Raw genomic sequence first — 24,563 nt, 5'->3', positions numbered from 1 at the left:
CTAATATAACTTTAAGATGAAAAAATATATAAGCAATCCTATAAAATCATTAACCATAGCCGGGCTTTTAATAATTTGCCTAAATAGTTATGGCCAGGATAAAAAGCAGGAAATATCAATCTCTGTAGGCGGGCCTTTCTCCTTTCTGAAATATAATTCAGCGGGCGAAACAGTACACGGAAATGGTATTAATGCAGGAATTCGTTATTCGTATTATTTAAACGAAGGTTTAAGTATTGGAATTGGTGTAGAATATCAAACTTATAATTCTGATGCAAAATTTGGTTATTTGGCAGGACAATATATGACTACAGATGCCGAAGATGAAAATTTTCAGTTCAGATATAAAGCAACAAATCTAAGAGAAGAGCAAAAATTGGGTTACATTAATATTCCAATAGGCATTCAATTTGAAACTCCCGGAACATCACAATTATATGTTGCAGCCGGGGCAAAAATTGGATTTGCAACAAGTGGAACTTACGAAACCAAAATGCAAAATCTAACTACAAGCGGTTATTATCCGCAATATAATGTAGAATTATTTAGTCCTGCATTTGCCGGTTTTGCCAGCACAGATAATGTTACAGCCAACAAACAGGATATTGATACAGATGTATCTTACTCTGCCACTTTTGAAACTGGTTTAAAGCAAAAAATCGGAGACAGAACCGCAATCTACATCGGTGTTTATTTAGATTACGGCCTAAATAATATCTATGATAAAAACAATAATAAAAACCTGGTTCAATACAATCCTGAATTGCCCGTGCAATTACAATATAGCAGCGTATTGGAAACTCCATATGCAAACGATGTGCGACTAGTTTCGTATGGCCTTAAATTACGATTTGCCTTGCGTTAATCTTAATTTAGTTAATTAATGAAGCCGGTTTCTTGGGGGGAAACCGGCTTTGTTTTTTTATTTAAAGGACAGATGTTACAAAGACAAATTTTGTTTATTTTTCGAATATTCTAATTGAGGTAAAATGCGGATTATTGGAATAAATGATATTTCAAACAAAATAATTCACATATAACCTATCCACACAACGCATATCGTAGAGGCGCACAGCAGTGCGTCTCCCGCAAAGTAACCTCACAGTTTATAAAAATTTTCAACCTGCAACAAAACAAAAAAAAGCATGCGAAACCGCATGCTTTTCAACTAGAATTCTAAAAATATTAGAATTTATAAGTTACACCAACTCTAAAATTTCTTGGGGCTTCTGTTTGCCAGTAATAAGCACTAAGCCATTCATAATAAGATCCACTGTAAAGGTATTTATCCAAAATATTAAACACATTAGCAGTAATTTTTACTTTTCCAATTTCATAAGACAAACCTCCGTCAAGTTTAAAATAGTCCGGCAATCTTTCTGCTCCCGGGCTCCATGTATCAGTTTGACGTCCTGCAAGGAAAGTTCCTCCAATAGAAGCGCCAAATCCTTTAATTTTACCGCTTTGAACAGTATAATTTAACCACGCATTTGCAGTATGTTTAGCATATCCGGGAACAACTGAACCTACCGTTAAAATATTAGATTCTGTAACTATTGATTCTGTAAAAGCATAATTCGCGATAAGATTCAGTCCGTCTAATAATTTTCCTCTAACATCAAATTCAAAACCTTCAGCTCTTTTTTCTCCTAGTACAATTTTATACGGATCATTTGGACCATTGTTAGGATCTGCAGTAAGTTCATTTTCTTTTATAATTCGGTAAGCCGATAATGAAGTATTCCAGGATCCGTCAAACCAGTCTTTCTTTATACCAAATTCTATATTACTACCCGTAAGAGGTTTTACTTTATCTCCGTTAAGAATTATACCTGATTGAGGTAAAAATGCCTGATCATACAATCCGTAAACCGCCAGATTATCTGTTATAGAAAAACTAACACCCGCACGTGGCGTAATATGGCTATCTGCCTGAGTTTCTCCCCAACTTGTCTGGCTAATCCAAGTGTATCTTGCCGCAAGAGTTACTCTTAATTTGTTTTCAAAAAATCCTAACTCATCCTGAACATAACCAGCAGCATATTCTGAACTCATAATTCCACCCGCAGCTGCAGCCCTAACACTAAGAGGCGTTGTATGGTCAAAATTTGGAAGTCCGTTTGATGGAGTTCCATAATCCGGGTTATTTACATTAAATGGATCGTCTACTGTATCAAGATCATGAGATTGTCCCCAATCTGCCATATAATCTTTACTTGCTAAATCTATACCTCCTAATACTTTATGAGTGATTGGTCCCGTATTAAATTTTCCGTTAAGAAATATTTGTCCCAAATACATATTACTTTCCGCATCCCAAATACCAACATTTCTAATAATTTCACCAGTACCTAAGCTTCCATCAACAGTTGGTCCTACCGTACTTGGCCATGAACTGTATCCTTGTTGTAAATATTTAAAATAAGAAGTTTGTGCTGTAAGTTTCCAATTGTCATCAAACTTATGTTCAAACATCAGGTAACCACTATGATCCTGAATATTAGTATCCGGCAATCCTGGCTGTGTCATTGTAAAATCTACAGGAGTTGTTGCATATCCTCCGGAATCAGCACCAAAAACATAATAAGAACCAACTTCGGTCATATTTGCATACTGAAAATTATATTCTGCAGTTAATTTTGTTTTATCATCAATTTGATACGAAATTACCGGAGCAATTACATAACGGTCGTTGTGTTCAAAAGGCCTGTGAGAACCTTTCTTTTGAGCCGCTCCGTTAAATCGGTATAATAATTTTCCTTTTTTGTCCAGTTTCCCGTCAAGGTCAAGACTTACTCTGTAAAAATCATAACTTCCAACTAATGCAGAAACTTCGCCTTTTGTAATTCCTGTAGGCTTTTTAGTCACTACATTATAAAGTCCGCTTGGATCACCGCTGGAAAGCATAAATCCTGCCGGCCCTTTTACAAATTCAATATGATCTACAAAACTCATATCTTCAGTAAGTGGCCCCCAGAAAGAAGATACTACGTTGAAACCGTTACGGAAAGCCTGAATTTGAGAACCACGCATCGTAATATTTGTGTACAAATCTCCCCAGTGTTCTAAACGTACAGCTCCACTCACGTTACGAATAACTCCATCACTCATACTTGTAATTTGTTGGTCTTTTAGAGTTTGACCACTTACAATCTGGATGTTTTGCGGAATTTCAAGTACCGGAGTTTGTAATCTTAAAGATAAAGAAGGCTTATCCTGTTTGTATTTATTTTTTGTAATTACTACTTCATCAAGATCTTCTTTGCTCTCAGAAAGAGAGAAATTTTTAATTGTTGTCTGACCAGCAGTTACGACAATATTATCTTCTACAGAATTTATGCCAACTGATTTTATACTAATTGTATAATTTGCCGGCTTTACATTTTTTATTTCATATTGCCCTTTATCATTGGTAACTGCATTGTATTTTGTTCCTTTAAGACGAACAGTAATATTATCTGCAGGAGTATTTCCGCTAAGGACAATTTTCCCGCTTACTTTTCCCGTTTCCTGTCCTAACATTGTTAATGAGGTCAGAAACAATAAACTAAACAGAATTTTTTTTATGGTTGTGATGTTCATTTTGGTTATGATATTAAAATTTTCTGACAAAAGTAATTGCTAAAATCTTTTTATCCAAATTATTTTTAACCATTCTAAATAAAAACAATGTTTTAATTGTAAATAAACCTTCATAAAAAAAGCGGATGATATTATCTTCATCCGCTTACTGTTCTTAAAATAAAGTGAGTTTTTAAAAAGAAAACCAAAGCTTTACATCCTCACCAATTGTTTCTTCTTTTATTACATTATCAAACTCATTTGTACAAGGATTATATTGATAATCCTTTTGCCATTCTTCATAATTTAGACTTACTTTTTGAATGGCATCACAAATAAATAAAAGCTCCTCATTTGTCATTGTTGGATGTAATGATATGCGAACCCAACCCGGTTTATCAGTCAAGTTTTTCTGAAGAATTCCGTTTGTAATCGCTTTTGATTTTTCTGTATCAATATCAAATAAATAATGTGCATAAGTACTTGCGCAAGACCAGCCGCCACGAACCTGAATTCCGAAACGATCATTTAAAAGTCGTACTATTAAATTGTAATGAATGTTTTCTATAACAAAAGAAACACAGCCAATTCGCTCTGTTTTTAAATCTCCTAAAAGAGACAAACCGTTTATTTTTTGAAGTTCAGAAAAACAAAGATCCAAAAGCTCCTTTTCTCGGTTTTTCATGTTTTCGATTCCCATTTTTTGTTTTAGTTCCAAAGCCAAAGCGGTACGCATAACCTGAAGAAATCCCGGAGTTCCGCCATCTTCTTTAACTTCTATGGCGTCGCTATAATGATATTCGCCCCAAGGATTCGTGCATTTTACATTTCCTCCTCCCGGATTATCAGGAAAATTAGACTGATACAGTTTTTCATTAAAAACCAAAACACCACAAGTTCCGGGACCGCCTAAAAATTTATGTGGAGAAAAGAAAATCGCATCCAGTACTTCTTCCGGATCTTCTGGATGCATATCGATTGGAACATAGGGTGCCGAAGCCGCAAAATCAATAAAACAAAATCCACCGCTTTGATGCATTATTTTCGCCAATTCACGATATGGCGTAATGATTCCTGTAACATTCGAACAAGCCGTAAACGAACCTATTTTTAAACTTCTGTTGGCATATTTTTTTATTTCTGCGGATAATATTCCAGGATCAACTAAATTGTTTTCATCGGCAGGTAAAACCACAACATCTGCCATAGTTTCGTACCACGGAACCTGATTAGAATGATGTTCCATATGTGTGATAAAAACCACTGGCCTTTCATCTTCATGAAGCAGTTGCAGACTATAAATATTATCTGCAGCACGCAAACCCATTATTCGCTGTAGTTTAGATAAAGCAGCCGTCATTCCCGTTCCGGTTGTCACCAAAACATCAGATTCATTGGCATTGACATGCTTTTTAATTAGATCTCTCGCATGATTATAAGCATAAGTTGAAGCTTTTCCCGTTTGACTTGAAAATGAATGTGTATTGGCAATCATAGGTCCAATTTTAGCACACATGATTTCCTCAATCGGAGCGTATAATCTTCCGCTGGCAATCCAATCTGCGTACAACAGCTTTTGTTTTCCATAAATAGATTCAAAATGATGATTTACGCCAATTGTATTTTCTCTAAATTCAGAAAAATATTCTTCCAGTTGGCTCGTTTCCGGTTTATTCAAAATAGTATTCATTACTTTTATATCTTAAAACAACTTATTTTTTAAAATTTTTAATTCCCGAATTCAGCCAATTGTAATAATTTTCAATATCAGGATTATAAGCTGATGGTTCTGTCAAATTTGCACTTTTATGATCTACAATTACATAAAATGGCTGTGCGTTTGCTTTATAGGTTTTTATTTGTAAATCGCTCCATTTGTTACCAATTGTTTTGATTTTTTTTCCTGTAGTTTCAGACACATATTGTTCACTTTCCGGCAACTCTTTTTTATCATCAACATATAAAGAAATTAGAACTATCTCATTTTTCAAAACGCCCAAAACTTTTGGATCAGACCAAACCAATTCTTCCATTTTTCGGCAATTTACACACGCATAACCTGTAAAATCAAGCAAAACCGGTTTGCCTGTTTTTTTGGCAAACTCCATTCCTTTATCATAATCATGAAAGGTGATAATATCCTGTGGACCGTATGCTGCGCCGTCGGGTAAACTTTCAGTATTTGCTGTTCCTGTATTTTTAGAAAAACCAACTCCGTATGGAGATTCACTGTAATGCATTGGCGGCGGAAAACCACTTATTAATTTTAAAGGAGCTCCAAAAAGCCCGGGAATTAAATAAATGGTAAAACTTAAAACAAGCAATCCTAAACTTAATCTTCCAACAGAAATATGATTTAAGGGTGAATCATGAGGAAGTGTAATTTTTCCGAATAAATAAAAAGCCAATGTTCCGAAAACGGCAATCCAAATCGTTAAAAATACTTCTCTTTCCAGCCAATGCAATTGCAGAACCAAATCGGCATTTGATAGAAATTTAAAAGCCAAAGCCAATTCCAGAAATCCTAAAACTACTTTAACGGTGTTTAACCATCCGCCAGATTTTGGCAAAGCATTCAGCCAACCGGGAAAAGCGGCAAATAATGAAAAAGGCAATGCAATCGCTATTGAAAATCCTAACATTCCAACAATTGGTGCAATTCCGCCTTTTGAAGCTGCTTCGACCAATAAAGTTCCCACGATTGGGCCCGTACATGAAAATGATACAATTGCCAGTGCCAAAGCCATAAAGAAAATACCAATAAGTCCTCCTCTGTCTGCCTGCGAATCGACTTTATTGGCTAATGCATTGGGCAGCATAATTTCGAAAGCGCCTAAAAAAGAAGAGGCAAAAACAACCAATAAAACAAAGAAAATAATATTAAACCAAACATTTGTGGAAAGTGCATTTAGAGAATCGGCACCAAAAACCGCCGTTACAATCGAACCTAATAAAACGTAAATAATTACGATTGAGAACCCGTAAATTAAGGCGTTTCTAATTCCTGCAGCTTTCGTTTTACTTTGTTTTGTAAAATAACTTACTGTCATTGGAATCATTGGAAATACGCAAGGCGTTAACAAAGCCGCAAAACCGGATAAAAATGCAATAATAAAAATGCTCAGTAAACCTTTTGAGTCATTCTTTTTATCAGGATCAATTTTATCTTTTTTTACAGCAACAGTTTCTTTTTTTGCAGTAACAGTTTCATCGGCAGAAGCCACATTCTTAGCATTCGGAATTTTAAATACTAATTCTTCCGAAGACGGTGGCAAACAATTGCTATCATCACAAACCATGAATTCAACTTCAGCCGCAATATTCGAAACAGCATCCGAAGTAAATTTTATTTTTTGTGTAAAAAGTGCTTTATCTTCAAAATATTTAATTTTCATATCGAAGATTTTATCAACTACTTCGTGTCCTTTTTCTTCGGTAGTTTTACCCAATAATTCGAAGTTTTTCTTTTTAAAAGCAAAAGCTGTTGGCGATGGCCCTCCTTCTTCAATATATTGTCCGTACAAATGCCAGCCAGCTTGTATTGTGGCTTCTGCTTTTAAAAGATATTCTTTTTCAGAAATTTTTTCAACTGCTGTACTCCATTTTACGGGATTGTACATTTGTCCAAAAATGCTTCCGCAAAAGAGCAGCATTACTATTATGATGATATTTTTCATTTGATTATTTGATTTTTTTTCCTGTTTGTGATTTATATAAATACATAAAAACATAGGTTCAAAAAAGGCATAGATCTCCCTTGCTCAAAATAACAGATCTTAAAAGCTCAACGAAAAATTTAGATTTTCCGGAAACTTCCAAAATTGAATTTTAAGTCTACGTATAAAATGTAAAGAATTGTATTTTTAAAAGAGCTGTCGGCAAAACAGCTCTTTATGGTCTTTCATAGAAAATGGCTTACTAATTCAGATTCTAAAATGAAAAATGAAAGACTGCTATTAAAATTTATTTTTAAGTTACCCCATACTGTCATCCCGAGGAACGAGGGATCTCCGCGAGAAGCTCCACAAACTAAATCGCCAATCTTTGTCGAGTTGCTTACGGAGATCCCTCGTTCCTCGGGATGACAAAAATGAGAATAATAACTTTGTCAAAGTTTAGTTACCCCTTATTGCAAAGGCTTACCATCCTTATCAAGAGACCCGGATTTAATGATAATCATTTTATCTAACTGAATGTATTTCTTAATAGCATCGTTTACTTCTTTCAACGTTACTTTCTCGATATCTTTTGGATATTGTTCGATATAATTTGGCTCCAAACCTCTTTCGACAAAACTCAAAATCGTTCTGGCCATACCGCTTGTAGTTGACATTCCTACTTTAAAACTTCCAATTAAATTAGTTTTCTTGTTCTCTAATTCTGCTGTAGTAATTCCGTCTTTTACCCATTTATCAACCTGAACCATAGTGGCATCCAATCCTTTTTGAAACAAAGTTGGGTTAAATGATGCATTCACAAACCAATATCCTCCGGTGGTGATATTTCCACCTAAACCAGATGAAATACTATATGTTAAACCATCATTATCACGAACAGTCTGCATTAAGCGTCCCGCAAAACCGGCACCTAAAGTATAATTGGCAATGTAAAACGGAATATAATCTGCGTCGGCTCTTTTTAAACCTGTGTATTGCCCAATGAATAATTCGGCACTTGGTTTTTCGGGAATAGTAACCACTTCTGTTTTTGATGCTGCTTTTTGGGTTTCATTAAATTTCAACGTTTCAGTCACACCGCCATTCCAGTTTTTAAATGATTTTTTTAAAGATGCAGCTAAGTTTGCCCCTTCTGTATCACCCACAATTACAAAATGCATTGATGCCGGACCAAAATATTTTTTATGAAATGCTTTTACTTCATCAAGCGTTGCATTTTTGATATTGGCTAAATCCTCTTCAACACTTAAACTGTAATTTGGATTTCCTTTTTCATAAATCGCCTGTGATAAAGCAATATCTCCTCTTTCACCCGGATCGTTTAAATTTTGCTGTGTATTTCCGGTAAATTGCATTTTAAGGTTTTCAAATTCGGTCTTGTCAAATAATGGCGAACGCAATTCTTCTGCCAATAAAACAATAACCTGATCCAGATCTTTTTTCAAACATTTAAAACCAATATTAATTTTTGTATTTGACGCCCCAATATTAATGTTTACGCCTAATTTTTGAAGTTTTTCTGAGAACTTGAATTTATCATTAAGCGTAGTTCCTTTTGATAACAGGGATGTTGTTAACGAAGGAATCATCGAATTTTTAGTTTCACTGGCGAAGTTTCCTAATGAAATACTTGCTGAAACGGTAACAAAATCTTTGGCAGAAGTTTTTACAGAAACCACATCGATTCCGGCAATTTTTTCTCTTTTATAAGATGAAGCTCCTTTTTCAATTGCATTTTCAACGTTTTCATCAATAGCTTCTCTTGCAGTTTTTTGTTGAGATGAAAGAGCTGAATGACTTTCTTTTAAATGATTATGATTTGAATCTCTATAATAAAACGGACCATTTTCTGGCATAAAATTCCCTGCTTTTGCCTGATCCTGTCCCTGATTTCCTGATTGTTTCGGAATAAAATACCCTGTTGTACTTTGATCTTCAACTAAATATTTTTGAGCCACACGTTGCACATCGGCAGGCGTTACTTTTTTTAGTCGGTCAACTCCCGTTACAAAATCTGTCCAGTCACCAGAAGCAATTGCTTCATTCAATTCTGATGCAATAACACCAGAACCATCACGTGCTAAAATAGTCTGAGCGCTAATTTTTGCCACAACACGATTTACTTCATCCTGTGTTACGCCTTCTTTTTGAATTTTAGCTACAACCTCACTTATTTTGGCATCAATATCTTCATGTTTTGAGGTCGTTGGAAAACCAACGCCAATGGTAAAAAGTCCCACTTCCTTAAAGTTCGTTGCACTGGCATACGCATAAATTCCCATACGGCTGTCTACAAAAGTCTTATTTAAAATCGCCGAAGGTCCCGAGCCAATAATTTCACCCAAAATATTTAAAGCCGGTAAATCTTCATGTAAAGCACCCGGAATTTTATAAGCTTTGTTTACAACGCCCAATTCTCCCGGTTTTTTAACTACAATTTTACGAGGCCCATATTGTTGAGGTTCTTCTGTATACGGCTGTGGCATTTTGTTTGGCGCTTTGGTAATTTTACCGAAATATTTCTCAACTAACTGAAAAACATTTTCTTTTTGAAAATCACCAATAATGGTCAAAGTCGCGTTATCCGGCCAATAATAAGTGTTATAAAAATTACGTAATACTTCAATTGGTGCTTTTTCAATATCTGATTTCCAGCCAATTGTCGAATGATGATACGGATGTGCAATATATGCCGAAGCCCAGATTTCTTTGTCCAGTAAACTATTTGGGTCATTTTCGCCACGTTCAAATTCGTTACGAACTACCGTCATTTCGGCTTCTTTATCTTCTTTTAATAATAAAGAATTACGCATTCTGTCGGCTTCGATTTCTAATGCCAAACCAATTTTATCACTTGGTAAAGTTTCAAAATAATTGGTACGATCGTACCAGGTTGTAGCGTTTAACTGTGCTCCGGTATTTTGAAGAACATCAGTAATTGTATTTCCGTTTTTTTTATTGAAAGCTGTAGTCCCTTTAAACATCAAATGTTCAAGAAGATGCGTTGATCCTGTGTTTCCTAAAACTTCATTTTTAGAACCCACGCGATATACAATTTGAACGGTTGCAACCGGTGATGCATTATCCTGCAGAAGTAAAATATTCATACCGTTTGGTTCGTACAAATATTCTTCTATTCCGCCTAACTCTTTTATTTTCTTAAAGTTAACAGATTTATTTTGCGCTGAAATTAAGGTACAAAACGCTAATGAGCAGTAGCCCAAAAAGATGTGTTTTTTCATTTTTTGTGATTGATATGTTGTTTTTAGATTGAGATAACTTTCTCAAAGTTAAAAACTTTGAGAAAGTTTAACTGCTTATTTTGTATTATTTAAGACTTACTGAAAATTTCTTTCAATTTTGACTGAAGTGCTTCTTCTCTAAGATTTTTGGCAACGATTTTTCCGTCAGGTCCAATTAAATAATTTGTTGGCACTAATTTTACGCCATATAAAACAGCGGCTTCATTCTTCCATCCTTTTAAATCAGAAACATGAGTCCACGTTAAACCATCTTTTTCAATTGCTTTTTCCCAAAGTTTCTTTTTATCATCCAGAGAAACGCCTAAAACATCAAATCCTTTGTCATGATAGGTTTTGTAAGCTACAAGTACATTTGGATTTTCTTTTCGACATGGACCGCACCAGCTTGCCCAAAAATCTACTAAAACGTATTTTCCTTTGTAATCTGAAAGTTTTACTACTTTTCCGTTTACATCTGTTTGAGAAAATTCCGGAGCAGTTACACCAACAGCCGTTTTATCATTAAGATCGATTGCTTCTTTCAACTGTTTCCCGTAAACTGATTTTTGTACTTCCGGAGATAAAACAGCGTAATACGTTTTTACCTGTTCCGGAGTTCCGTATGATACAATTCGGTCATTAATTACTAAAGCTGCAGCGATTTTATCTTTATTTTTTCTGATGAATTTATCGGTTAAACCATCAGCAAAAGTTTGAAGATCTTTCCACTTTTTATCCATCATCGTTTGTTGTTCAGCAGTCAGTTTTGCTTTTCCGTTTTGAGTTAAAGAATCTGATAATTTGTAAACAGGACCGGCAATACTTTGTATTTTTTTGAATTCATTATCGTAAAACGATTTGTAAATATCGTTTTGTACTGCACCGCTTACTTTAGCTTTGAAAATAGAATCTTTTTTGGCTTCAACTTTTATACTTTCATTATCTAAAAGAAAAAAAGCACCATATTCTTCTCCTTTTAATTTAATAGTATGTAATAATGGCTCTGAAACTTTTCCTGTAAAGGTAAAAGCTCCGTCTTTATTGATTTGAGCAGAATCTGCTATTGTTTTGTTTCCTTTTTCATCTGTATTTTCCAGATAAACAGTTCCCTTGTCTAATCCGGCAATTGTACCGGTAATAGTAAATCCTTCTTCTTTTTTAGAGCATGAAGAAATTGTCGTTATTAGCGCTAAAGCCAATAATCCTGATTTAAAGATTGTACTTTTCATTTTTGATATTTTTGTGTTTATTATTTTTTAATCTAGGTTTTCAGTCCCGGATTGAGAACTTTGTCAAAGTTTAAAACTTTGACAAAGTTGCTGAAACTGAATACTACTTACTTACATTCTGCGTTATCGTTCCGTTTCCTGGGTTTTGTGTAGCGCCTAGCGGAAATGGCATTGTCCATAAATGAGAATCTGATGCTAAAGTGTAAGTAGTTCCGTTTGCTGTTTTGGTGTAACTTACTTTATAAACGCCTTCAGCATTTAAACGACGTGCATCTGCAAAAGGAATCAGCGTGTTATTAAGTTCGTTATTTTTTGTTCTAAAAATAGCATTCAAAGCCGTAGTTTTATCAGTAGTAGAAATATCCTGATAAGAAGCTGGCAGAATACGCGTTTTACGAACTGTATTTAAAACATCCAAAGCCTCACTAATTTGCCCCGCACGCGCAAGACATTCGGCTTTAATCAAATACACTTCAACAGTTGTGATGCCTCCAAAATTAAAAGCACCGGATAAGGTTCTTCTGTAATACGTTTCTGCGCCCACTGTATAAATTTTCCAGCGAGAGATAAATTTGGCATCTCCAGCTTCAAAACGCTGTGCACGTTCTACCGGAATACTGTTTTCTGTGGTTAAAGTAGAAAAAGTACCGTGACGAAACGTATAATTTTCTACATAATTATACCCCATTGGAGATATGGTAGTGGTATACGAATTTGGAGCATCAATAATGGCTTTATTTGTATTGTAATAACCTATCCAGTCGTATAATTTATTGTTTTCTGATAATGCTAAATCTGCATATTTCAGGGCTTCTGTATAATTATTCATTTGCAGATAAACTCTTGCATAAAACGCATAACCGGCACCCAAATTTGGATGTAAAGCTGTCTGGGAAACTTTCGGCAGATAAGGCAATGCATCTTTAACATCATTCAGAATAAAATCATACATTTCCTGAATTGTAACTTGTTTGTTTGGTGCATTAATATTGGCACTCGTTATTAACGGAACTGATAATTTTGTGGAAGCTGTAGAAGCGACATAAGTATCAGCATAAAAATTAACCAGATTAAAATAGTTCATGGCACGCAGTACTTTTGCTTCTGCCCAGACTATTCTTTGTTCTGCTTCGGTCGCTTTGGTTGTAGTTAATGCATTTTCGATAATTAAATTAAAAGTCGAAATTCCGGCATAACTTGAATAATAAGTAGTTTCGTCTGATACCTTCAATGCAATACGATCTGCATTTTCGTCCCACATATAATTTGCATTATACAATCTGTAATTTGCTAAGTTGGCAACAGTTACATATTGGTCATTTAATAATTGTGAAGCTCCGGTAATATCAACTCTGTGATTGGTGTATTCGTCACGCAAAAAAGCTTCATAATCTGCTAATGTTGTTGGTGATTTTGATCCTTTTGGAACATCGCTCAAATAATCTTCGCAAGAGACAAATGTTAATCCTAAAGCTAATAAACACGCTATCTTTTTATATATATTTTTCATCGTCTAGTCTTTATAAATTAGAAATTAACATTTACGCCTAAAACAAAACTTGGAGAAGTGAAACCGCCTAAAATGAACTTAGCATCTCTGCTTTTTGCAAAAGTATATACGTTTTCTGCGTTTAAATTGAAACGTATGCCGTCTAGTTTTACTTTTTTAATAAGTGCCGCCGGCATTTGGTACGCTAATGAAATGTTGCTTAATCTCACATTTGAAGCATCCAGAATATTGATATCTGCATACGAATAAATAGTACGGGAATCTGAATTAAATTCAGGATCATATTCGTAAACTGCTCTCGGAATATTTGTAAAAGCTTCGTCACCAGGCTGCATCCAACGATCGGCAATATGATTGTTTACTACTGTAATATCAGTTACGTAACCTCCTGCTGCTCCATTGTAACTATTATTTAGCATTGGAAGAAATGAATTTCTTACCTTGTGTCCTAACTCATAAATGAAAAGTGCCGAAAGCGAGAAATTCTTATAATTGGCAGAAGTATGAAATGAACCGCTATGTGTAGGAACTGTTGAACCATAATCTTCAATCGCTTCTAATTGTCCCGGATTGTATTTTACTGCTGTTCCCGAAGCATCATAAACTTGCGGAATTCCTGTACTGCTTAATCCTGCCCATTTATAGCCATAAATAGAATTAAAGTTGGTGCCTACTCTTGGAAAAGAATCAGCATGATCTAACTGCAGGTAATAAACAGGTGCTTTTACATTTACATAATCTACCTTGTTTTTGTTATTGGCATATAAAACAGCCGCGTCCCAGGAGAATGAAGGTGTTTTTACGATTGTTCCTCTTAAACTAACTTCGATACCTTTGTTGGTCATTTCTCCGTTATTGATTTTATAAGTAGAATATCCCCATCCTTCTGTTGGAATTCCCTGGCTGCTTGCTAATAAGTTTTCACCTTTTTTGTTATAATAATCTAAAGTTCCTCCTAATCTGTTTTTGAAGAAGGAGAAATCCAAACCAACATTGGTTGTAGTTGTTTTTTCCCAGGATAATTCCGGATTTGGTCTTGCGCTAACAGTTCCCTGATTACCTCCAACATTTGGATTAGAATTATAATAAGCTGTTAAATACGGTGCAGAATCTTTGGCAATATTTCCACCAATACCATAAGAAACACGAACTTTAAGTGCGTCTACCCATGAAGCAGTAAAGAAAGATTCTTTATCGATATTCCATCCGGCTCCGGCAGACCATGTAGGCTTATTTTGATATTCGCTGTCGGTTCCCCAAAGATTAGAACGGTCCCATCTTAAACTTCCTGATAATGAATACTTTTTATCATAAGTATAACCTCCTGTTCCATAAACAGAAACGTAACGGTTTAATAATTCTTTTTCTAATGAAAAATCGTCTTGTATCATAGATCCTCCAAAAACGCTTCCGTATACTTTAAGAAGATCTGCCTGATTTACCGGTGCAAAACCTAAAGTTTGGGCATCATAACCATAACGTGTATTAGTATTGAATTGTAGCTTAGTGTGACGAATTTCCATACCTGCAATAGCAGATACATCATGCTTTTCGTTAAAAGTTTTATTGAAATTTAACTGTTGACGGAAATTATAAGCATTTGTAATTTGCTCTGTATTTTTTATAATATCTCCGTAAGGCAAATTATAAACTGCTTTGTTATTGGCAATTGTCACCATACTATTTACCATACTTCTTACGTAATATGAGTCTTTATCAAATAACTGGTTGGCACGATCTGAACCAAATTCGTATTGAAACATGGTATTATAAGTAAATGCATTACTGAATTTTACATTAAACTTGGCAAATGTTCGGTTTAGGAAATTTTTACTTTCTGTAAGATTTCTTCCCAGCTCATCCATTGGCGTAATGTTCATATCATAAAGACCATAGTTTTTGATAGAATTTAGCGTAAAAGCATTGTAGCGAGATTCTGGTGTAGAAACAAAATTAGTTCCATCGTCATTAACTAACTGATTGTATGGCATATATTTATAACCAGGATTATTTGAAACAGAAGCTGGATTTGTAGGCAGATAACTCTGCGTATCACCTTTTCCAAAATTGGTATAAGATCCTAAATCCAAAGAAAGCCAGCTGTTAATTTCAGTTGAGTTTTTTAAGTTAAGACCAACTGTTTCATTTTCAGAATACATATCTTCAAACTGATTGCTTTTGTACGTCAAAGAAGCATTAAAAGTATTTGTTTCTGTAGCTTTGCCTAAACTAAGATTGTGCTGTAAAAAATATTGATCACGTTTAGCATATTTAGCTACATCATCATAATATCTATAACCTTGAGAGCCAAGCTGATCCAAACGACCGTTCATTTCTGTTTGCGAAATATTTCCTGCATAACCATTTAAAATAGTCTGCATTCCTAAACTTGTAAATACAGCATTATTAAGCAATGATTGTGAATAAGTACTTGCATTAGCCGTTTTCAAATTAGGGTTTCCATCTGCCCATCCTCTTTCTAATCCTATAATATCTGCAGAATCTGTTAGGTTTCCTGTATAATTTCTATAAGGAGTAATTGTTAAATTACTTGAAAATGAAATATTTGTTTTTCCTGCTTTTGCTTTTTTAGTTGTAATTACCACAACTCCATTAGCTGCACGGGCACCATAGATAGAAGAAGCTGCTGCATCTTTTAAAACCGTAATCGATTCGATATCTTCTAAATTCAGATTAGGCAAATTTTCTTCTATAGTAGCATACGGAGTTAATTTTGTATTCTCTACCGGAAATCCATCAATAACATATAAAGGTGTACTTGTACCGGTCATAGTAGTTGTACCACGAATTTTTCCATTTTGATATCCAACGATACGTCCTTCCAAAATGTTGTCTAAACTACTTAAACGCTGCTCCTGAAAATCCTTTGCTTTTAAACTAGAAAAAGATCCTGTCGCTTTCTCGGCACTAATGTCCTGATAACCTGTTTTTAAAACAAGACCTTCTAATTCCAGAACATCTTCCTTCAAAACAACATTTATAACATTTCTACCCCCAACTTTAATTTCCTGTCTCTCAAATCCTAAATAGGCAAAAGCCAGAGTAGTTTCACTGCTTACAGCAATAATCTGATATTCACCATTAAAATCAGTCTGCACACCTCTTCCCGAACCGTTATCAGAAATCGCGGCACCTACTAAAGGCATTCCTTTTTCGTCCGTAACTCTACCTTTTACGATAAAATCCTGAGCTTCATTTACAACTGGTTTGGGTTTGGTTTCTTCCGGTGCTTTTTTGGCACTTAGAACAATATGAGATCCCGAAATTTTAAAATCCGTTCCCGTATTATTAAAAATTACGCTCAAAATATTTTCCATCGAAACATTTGTTAGACTAATGTCTATCATTCGATCGAGATCAACAGATCTAACATTGTAAACAAATCTGTAATCTGTAGTATACTCAAGCTTTTCAATCACTTTTGCAACAGTCATATTGTTTGCATTGAAAGAAATCTTCGCTTTTTGGGAGTACGATACCCCAGCGTGCATTACAGATAAAGTGGTCAATAAAAATATTGTAGTCAATTTCATTTTCAAATCAAATTTCAAAAAAGGCTTATCAAACCTAATTTTGTTCAAGAGTTTTTTCATACTTTTAAATGTTTTTTAGTGTGGTTGGTTAATTAACTGATCGCATTTTATCTACCGGAAAATGTTGGCGCATTTTCCGGTTCTTTTTTAAACACGATCCTTTTAGCGGGATTTTTGCTTCATAGGCGTTTTTAAATTTTAGATTCTTATTTAATTTTAGATTGTTGATTTTAGATTTTAGATTCTGTATTAATTCTATTTTCTATATTCTATTTTCTATTCTCTTGCTTCTTGCTTCTTTCCTCTTAACCAAACTACCTAATCACAATCTCATCTTCATCAATCTTATAATCAATAGCATAACTGTCGCTGAAATATTTTAAAACCACTTCTATAGGTTCATTATCAAAACGGGCATTAAAAATTTCTTTTCCTAAAGCTTTATTTCTGTTGATGAAAGTTACATTGTAATTACGTTCAAGTTTTTTAATGATCGACGCAAAAGATTCATTTTTAAATACTAAACTTCCTTTTACCCACGCAGTATAATAATCTGTATTTACTTCTGCTTTTGTAATTGTCGATTGTCCTTTTACATTCGTTCCTTTTAATCCCGGAGTTAAATAAACCTGATTGTCGTTTGTTTTTTGACCTTTATAAAGCGAAACCTTACCTTCAACCAACACAATATCGGTGCTTGTATCTTCTGTATACGAATTCACGTTGAATTTAGTTCCCAAAACTTCCACATCAACTTCTTGTGTATTTACCGTAAACGGATGCGCTTTATCTTTGGCAACTTCAAAATAAGCTTCGCCGGTTAGAAAAACTTGTCGGCCTTTATTTTTGATAAACTGAACCGGATATCGCAACGATGTTCCTGAGTTTAAATGCACAATAGTTCCGTCAGATAATTGAACTTCAAACTTTTTACCGTACGGAATCTTCAAAGTATTATAAACCAATTCTCCGCTCGACAAAGTATTTGTATAAACCAGTTTGCTTTTGCTTTGTTTTCCTATTATGTTTCCAAATTTATCGGTAACATTTCTCTCTTCAGACGGATCAATCGTTTGTTCTGATTCGTTACCAAATTGTAAAACAATATCATCTTCTCTCGGAACCACAACATTATCTTTATGATGAAATAAAGTCGAATTTGTATAGAAATAAAAACTGCCCAGAACCAATATTAATATCGCTGCATATTTATAATAAGAGGAAAATCTTCTTTTATAGAAAACACTTTTCTCACTTTGAATTCTTTCAGATAATTGTTTTTTCACTTCCGTAGAATCAAAAGTGTACATGACTTTATCAACGGCATAATTTGTTTTTACAAACTCTTTAAATGTGATTTTGTTCTCGTCCTTTTCAAGCCACTTTGTTAACTTTTCAATTTCTTTTTGATCGGCCTGGTTGGTGATGTATTTTACAATTAATCGTTCTGACTTTTTCACTGTCATTTTAGTTATTTTTAATATTATTACGAAGCCAAAAAACAAAACCCTAACAATTTGATAAAGTTTTTTTCATTTTGATAAATTTTATGTTTTTCACAAGTCTTTTCTCGCAATAAAACTATACTAATTCAATAGAAATAATCAGGTAAATGATTTATCTTTGCTTTTTTGCTCCTTTTTATTTGTAATAAAATTCAAGTAAAAAATGGTAAAACACCGATTCTGAGCGAAATTAAGCTACTAAATGAATCCTAAAACCCATTAATTTATATATTTGTTTCTATGAAAAATGATGATTATAACGATAACAACTTGCTGATTGAAGCTCTGAGAAACGGAGATGAAAAAGCGTACTCGTATTTAATCGATACTTATCATCATAAACTTTGCGTTTATGCAAACAGTTTGGTAAAAAACATTTACAGCGCCGAAGATATCGTGCAAAATGTTTTTATAAAAGTTTGGGAACAGCGCACCAGATTAAAATCAGATCATGCCCTTAAAAGTTTTCTTTATAAATTGGTTTACAATGAATTTATTGATTTGTACAGAAAAAACCAATCGTTGTTTTCTCTGGAAAAATCGTATTATGATGCTTTAAATTCCATTGTTTTTGAAGATGATTCAGAATCATTTCAGCGTGTTTTAAATGTTGTAAATAAAGAAATCCAAAACTTGCCGCCAAAATGCAAAGAAGTATTTATTTTAAGTAAAAAAGAAGGTTTGACCAATATAGAGATTGCCGAACATCTTGACGTCTCTGTAAAAACAGTCGAAGCTCAAATCACGAAAGCCTTCTCTATTTTACGTACTTCTCTTGAAGAAAAAATAAAAAATGTGCTGTTTTTATTATTCGGAAAAAAGAAAAAACTGGGATTAAATTAGAGTACAGTTTTTTTGCTACGCATTGCACAAATTTCCACCAATTTAATTTGCTGATAAAAAATCCTTCTGTAATCTGTGGCTAATATTTTTCACGCAGATTTTAAAAGATTTAAGCAGATGTGCGCAAATTATTCAAATTAAATCTGCTGAATCTGCCAAATCTGCGAGAATTTTTTTTTTAAATCCTGGCAAAAACTACCAAATAAATTAGTGCAAATTCGTGTAATTCGTGGCAAACCAAAAATCATTTTAATCTTCAAATCCGTGGCAAACCAAAAAAAATAAAAAACTAGTTCTAATTTATTTCTATATTTGCAACCAAGTTGCGTTATTTGCCGCAAAAGATTTTCCAAAATCAAGAATGAAGAAAAAGAAATTTTTAATAATTAATCTTTTAATGTCGTTGACAGTATTGTTCGCCATGCTGTTTCAAACGATACATTCTTACGAACACGTTTATAAGCAATTAACAGAAAAACCTTGCGAGCATAAATACAGCGCTCATAAAAATCAAATTACACACAGTCATAGTGTAGAAAATAATTGTCCTGTTTGTCATTTTACATTTAGTACTTTTATTTCAAATTCATTTCATACTTTTTCATTTCACAAACAAGAGGTTTCAACTTTAACTGTATTCTTTTACAATAAAGAAACTTCAACATTTTTTAAGGGCAGTCTCTTTGCTTTAAGAGCACCTCCTGCCCTGTCTTAGTTTACATACCGATATTTAATTTAGAATGAACTTTTGTTTTGTTTAAAAGCAAAGAGTATCACTATTTCATTTTTTTTGATGAATTCTATTTTGGCGAATAGAACAAAATCTCAAAATGTGCTTTTCTCTCTTGGAGAAAACCAGATAATTCGTTAGTAAACATCACCTTCCGCTATTATGAAATATTTTGATTCATCAGCTTTAAAAAAGTTGATAGATCAGATAATCTTATTATTAAAATTAAATCCCAAACAAATATAAAACCATGCTTACAGCAGAAAATCTGACTAAAAAATACGGCGATAATATTGCCCTAAACAACTTGAATCTAACAATTAACAAAGGCGAAATCTTTGCTCTTTTGGGACAAAACGGTGCCGGAAAAACGACAACAATAAACCTTTTTCTTGGATTTATAAAACCAACACAGGGAGAAATTAAAATCAATAATATTTCGGTTGTAACCGATGCTGAAAAAACAAAAAAAGACGTGGCTTACATTCCCGAAACTGTAATGTTATATCCTAATCTTACTGGTTTAGAAAACCTTAAATTCTTTTCTTCTCTGGCCGGGTTTAACTATTCTACCGGAGAACTGACTTATTTTCTAACAAAAGCCGGTTTGCAAACCAAAGCTCACGATCAAAACCTTGGCGGATATTCGAAAGGAATGCGACAAAAAGTGGGAATTGCGATTGCGATTGCCAAAAAAGCAAAAGTGCTTTTATTAGACGAACCTACAAGTGGTTTAGATCCAAAAGCATCAAATGAATTCTCTCAAATCCTGAAAGAACTTTCTGCAGACGGAACAGCGATTTTAATGGCAACGCACGATATTTTCAGAGCGCGTGAAGTCGCAACACATATCGGAATTATGAAACAGGGAAATCTGGTAACGGTTATTGAGGCTGAAAAAATTTCGGCTAATGAACTGGAAAATTTGTATTTACAAACGGTTTAAAAGGAAATATTTCCATCAACATAAAAATGAAACAGCTATTTTCCTTTATATTTTTAATAATTGGGACACATTACGTACAATCTCAAACCAATAAAGTTAATGACAGCATTGCTAAAGATTCCATCAAAACAGAAGCGAAACTCAACGAATTACAAACTGTTGAAATTGTAGGTCGGTCTACCAAAAAATACAACAGCGATTATTCTTTTGCTGCGACAAAAACGGCGGCACTAAACAAAGATATTCCGCAATCTATTTCGACTGTCACCAAAGAATTAATTGCCGATAAAGCCGCTTTTTATCTCGCCGATGCCGTAAAAATGACGAGTGGTGTAATTCCGTCAAGTTATTACAATCAATACACCATTCGCGGAATCAGCCAAAACGAAGAAGGTCAGATTATCAACGGAATGCGAACCCGACAATATTACTTTTTACAGCCTTTAACCAATAATATTGAACGTGTTGAAGTAATAAAAGGGCCGTCGAGTGCGACATTTTCTTCTGTAGATCCTGGTGGAAGCATCAATTTGGTGACCAAAAAACCTTTGGTAGCAGACCGAAAAGAAGTCACTTTGAGCGTTGGCAGTTTTAGTACTTTTCGGGGAACACTTGATTTTACCGGACCTTTAAACGAATCAAAAACACTTTTATATCGCGTAAATGCAGCGTATCAGGAAGCCAAATCGTTTCGTGATTTAGTAGGCAATAAATCGTTTTTGCTTTCGCCATCCTTTAGTTATATTCCTAATGAAAAAACTGCTATCAATGCCGAATTAATCTTAAGCGACATGACGGGAATTCTGGATCGCGGACAGCCCATTTTTGGTGCCGTTGCCGGAGTTACCAACCTAAATAAAACGCCAATTAGTCTGAATCTGGGTGCGCCAAGTGATTTTTTTAAGTCGAAAGAATTGATTATGATGACCAATTTTGCGCATAAATTCACTTCAAAAATTGGTTTTAATGCCCAATATATGAAACAATCCTGGACAGAAGATCTTCAGGAACACAGAACTACAAATGCTTTTGCGGTCGATATGAACAATCAGCCCGTAACAAGTTTGGCAATGATGCAATTTGTTCAGCGTCAGCAATATTGGAACGTAGACAATTTAAGCACTTATTTTAATTTCGACCTAAAAACCGGAAGTCTAAAACATAAATTACTGGCCGGATACGATTTAAGCAGTTGGAACAAAACCAAAGGCGGCGGACAAAATGCAGCAAGAGGGTATTTATTAAAAGACGGAACGGTTGCCGGCACTTTTGTTCCTGCAAATGCTGCAAATTATCAAACCACAACAGTTGACGGCGTTGTTTTGCCAAAACCAAACGTAAATTTTTTCAACTTAAATAATCCGGTATATACAGTTCGAAGCCCCGAAGATTATACTTTGAATGTGAGAACAGCACTTCCATCTGCATTAACGACAACCAATGCCATTTATATTCAGGATATGATTCAGTGGGAAAGATTTACTTTTTTATTGGGTTTGAGAAACGAATGGTTTGAAGACATTACAAATTATGAAACCAACAACGAACTAAAAGTAAAAAAACAAGCTTTACTGCCTCGTATTGGTATTACCTATGCTGTAAATAAAGCTATTAACGTTTATACAACTTATCTTGAAGGTTATCAGCCACAATCAAACACGGTTACTTTAATGCCTCAAACAGGAAGTTTACCAGCCGGAAGTTTATTTGATCCGCTTGAAAGTAATTTGAAAGAAGTAGGCTTAAAAGCAACATTTCTCGACAACACAATGAGTTTTAATGCAGCAGTTTACGAAATCAATCAACGCAATATTTTGATGAATGCCAATGATCCTGCAAATCCTGATTTATTGGTTACCAGAGGTGCCGAAAGAAGCCGTGGTTTCGAGTGCGATTTGGCAGGATATATCACGCGTGATTGGCAAATCAACGCTTCATACAGTTATATCGATGCCAAAATTGTAAATGATCGCGACGCTTCGTTAATTGGCGCAAGAAAACAAAACACACCAAAAAACAGCGCCAATTTGTGGACACGTTACAATTTTAACTCTGATTCTGTTTTAAATGATTTTGGAATTGGTTTGGGAATGCAGTATCAAAGCAGCAAAATTCCTTGGTTCACCAGAGATTTTACCCTTCCTGATTTTACCGTTTTTGATGCCGCTTTATATTACAAACCTACTAACAGCAATATGCAAATTGCCATTAATGCGGGTAATATTTTCAATAAAACCTATTGGCTGGGTGCACAAAATTATCTGCGTTTATTTCCTGGTGCGCCACGAAATGCAACGCTTACTTTAACTTATAAATTTTAATAAAAGCCATGTCTTTACACGTAGAAATTTTAATTGCAAAACATTTAAAAAATTCAGCTTTTAAGAATTCGGCTGTTTTTATAATTACCTTTTTTATTGGTATTTTACTCGCTTACGCCGTTTTTTCTGGCTGGGAAAATTATACCAATCAAAACGAAACCAGCGCAAAATACCAACACGAATCTCGCGAAGACTGGTTGAAAAATCCGGATAAAAACCCACACCGAATGGCACATTACGGCAATTTTGCTTTCCGCAAAAGTACTTCGTTAAGTGTTTTTGAATTTGGAATGGAACCGTTTTTTGGAAATGCAATTTTCCTCGAAGCTCACAAACAAAATACCGCTAATTTTTCTGAAGCCGGATTCTCTAACAGTATGTTACGTTTTGGCGAAATTAGCATTGCCATGATTTTGCAAATTTTATTGCCACTTTTGATTTTTTTCTTCGGATTTAATTCGGTTGCGGCCGAAAGAGAAAACGGAACTTTAAAACTTCTTTTAAGTCAGGGAATTAACTGGAAACAGCTTTTGTTAGGTAAAACTCTCGGAATTGCTTCTGTAATTATGATATTGTTTATTCCAACAATTATTGTTTTGGTTTTCATTTGGTTAGTACTTCAAAGTTTCACCATTTCATTTGATGAAACGATTAAGATGATTCTGTTTATTGTATTTCATTTTTTGTATTTGATATTCTTTTGCGTCATCGCAGTTCTCATTTCTGCTTTTAGCAAAACCTCAAAAAAAGCTTTGATTTCCCTTATCGGAATCTGGCTGCTTTTTACGATTATTTTGCCAAGAGTTACACAGGCAATTGGCGCTTATATTTTTGAAGCTCCTTCTAAAATAGAGTTTAACAGCAACATCGAAAAAGACATTCTAAAACAAGGAGACAGCCACAATCCGAATGATTTGCATTATAAAGCAATAAAAGATTCTTTACTTGCGGTTTACAAAGTCGATTCGGTTCAAAAATTGCCTTTTAATTATTCCGGTTTTATCATGACCGAAGGCGAAAAAATTAGCGCCCGAATTTACAACAGACATTTGGATACTTTACTTCATGTTTACCAAAAACAAAACAGTTTTTCCAGAGCCATGTCCTTTTTAAATCCGTATATCGCGATGAAAAACCTTTCTATGGCCTTGTCAAATACCGATTATGATTCGTATATCGATTTCCAGAAACAAGCCGAAACCTATCGTTATAATATGGCTCAAAAAATGAATGCTTTACAAATTAAATACATCAGTAATCATAAAAGCAAACCCGCTTTAATTGGCAAAGATCACTGGGGAGAAGTAAAGGAATTCCATTATGAACCAAAAGGAATCCGGGCAATTTTAAAAAATGAAATCACTTCGGTCATTTCTCTTTTTCTGTGGATTAGTTTACTGTTAATTTTCATCAAAATAGCCTCAAAAAATCTTAAAGCCATTTAA

The 24,563-nt window shown here is 34.3% G+C and carries 14 protein-coding genes; 6 read left to right on the top strand and 8 right to left on the bottom strand.

Annotated features, from left to right (window positions below; genetic code table 11):
- The first annotated feature begins 16 nt into the window (after window positions 1-16).
- Window positions 17-865 (top strand): outer membrane beta-barrel protein, encoded by an 849-nt coding sequence (locus BUE22_RS22085; protein WP_073398145.1) that lies wholly within the window; start codon window positions 17-19, stop codon window positions 863-865.
- Window positions 866-1,185: 320 nt separating this feature from the next.
- Here BUE22_RS22085 and BUE22_RS22080 read toward each other — a convergent pair whose 3' ends face one another.
- The 8 genes from BUE22_RS22080 to BUE22_RS22040 form a co-directional block, all read right to left on the bottom strand.
- On the bottom strand, window positions 1,186-3,582 hold the full coding sequence (locus BUE22_RS22080) for a TonB-dependent receptor (protein WP_073398144.1): 2,397 nt from the start codon (window positions 3,580-3,582) through the stop codon (window positions 1,186-1,188).
- Between the two features lie 172 nt (window positions 3,583-3,754).
- Window positions 3,755-5,251, bottom strand: a complete 1,497-nt coding sequence (locus BUE22_RS22075) for an aminotransferase class V-fold PLP-dependent enzyme (protein ID WP_073398143.1) — start codon at window positions 5,249-5,251, stop codon at window positions 3,755-3,757.
- A gap of 22 nt (window positions 5,252-5,273) precedes the next feature.
- A complete protein-coding gene (locus tag BUE22_RS22070) occupies window positions 5,274-7,238 on the bottom strand; it encodes a protein-disulfide reductase DsbD family protein (RefSeq protein ID WP_073398264.1) in 1,965 nt (654 codons plus the stop codon).
- Window positions 7,239-7,687: 449 nt separating this feature from the next.
- Window positions 7,688-10,480: a M16 family metallopeptidase gene (locus tag BUE22_RS22060; RefSeq protein WP_073398141.1), complete on the bottom strand. Its 2,793-nt coding sequence runs from the start codon at window positions 10,478-10,480 to the stop codon at window positions 7,688-7,690.
- A gap of 89 nt (window positions 10,481-10,569) precedes the next feature.
- Window positions 10,570-11,709, bottom strand: coding sequence for a TlpA disulfide reductase family protein (locus BUE22_RS22055; protein ID WP_073398140.1), 1,140 nt, complete (start codon window positions 11,707-11,709; stop codon window positions 10,570-10,572).
- 103 nt (window positions 11,710-11,812) lie between these two features.
- Window positions 11,813-13,219, bottom strand: coding sequence for a RagB/SusD family nutrient uptake outer membrane protein (locus BUE22_RS22050; protein ID WP_073398139.1), 1,407 nt, complete (start codon window positions 13,217-13,219; stop codon window positions 11,813-11,815).
- A gap of 17 nt (window positions 13,220-13,236) precedes the next feature.
- Window positions 13,237-16,773 (bottom strand): SusC/RagA family TonB-linked outer membrane protein, encoded by a 3,537-nt coding sequence (locus tag BUE22_RS22045; protein ID WP_243396837.1) that lies wholly within the window; start codon window positions 16,771-16,773, stop codon window positions 13,237-13,239.
- Window positions 16,774-17,087: 314 nt separating this feature from the next.
- Window positions 17,088-18,239: a FecR family protein gene (locus BUE22_RS22040; RefSeq protein WP_073398137.1), complete on the bottom strand. Its 1,152-nt coding sequence runs from the start codon at window positions 18,237-18,239 to the stop codon at window positions 17,088-17,090.
- Window positions 18,240-18,518: 279 nt separating this feature from the next.
- Here BUE22_RS22040 and BUE22_RS22035 point away from each other — a divergent pair, with 279 nt between their 5' ends.
- The 5 genes from BUE22_RS22035 to BUE22_RS22010 all read left to right on the top strand — a co-directional run bounded on the left by BUE22_RS22035 (window position 18,519) and on the right by BUE22_RS22010 (window position 24,563).
- Window positions 18,519-19,121 (top strand): RNA polymerase sigma factor, encoded by a 603-nt coding sequence (locus BUE22_RS22035; RefSeq protein WP_073398136.1) that lies wholly within the window; start codon window positions 18,519-18,521, stop codon window positions 19,119-19,121.
- A 361-nt stretch (window positions 19,122-19,482) separates the two neighbouring features.
- A complete protein-coding gene (locus BUE22_RS22025) occupies window positions 19,483-19,836 on the top strand; it encodes a hypothetical protein (protein WP_243396838.1) in 354 nt (117 codons plus the stop codon).
- A gap of 265 nt (window positions 19,837-20,101) precedes the next feature.
- Complete coding sequence (locus tag BUE22_RS22020) at window positions 20,102-20,797, top strand: ABC transporter ATP-binding protein (protein WP_073398134.1); 696 nt, start codon at window positions 20,102-20,104, stop codon at window positions 20,795-20,797.
- Window positions 20,798-20,823: 26 nt separating this feature from the next.
- Entirely contained in the window at window positions 20,824-23,118 is a 2,295-nt protein-coding gene (locus BUE22_RS22015) for a TonB-dependent siderophore receptor (RefSeq protein WP_073398133.1), read from the top strand.
- An 8-nt stretch (window positions 23,119-23,126) separates the two neighbouring features.
- Window positions 23,127-24,563, top strand: a complete 1,437-nt coding sequence (locus BUE22_RS22010) for an ABC transporter permease (RefSeq protein ID WP_073398132.1) — start codon at window positions 23,127-23,129, stop codon at window positions 24,561-24,563.

It is taken from the genome of Flavobacterium pectinovorum, assembly GCF_900142715.1.
GTDB lineage: Bacteria > Bacteroidota > Bacteroidia > Flavobacteriales > Flavobacteriaceae > Flavobacterium > Flavobacterium pectinovorum.
This window is presented reverse-complemented; position numbering and strand designations above follow the sequence as displayed.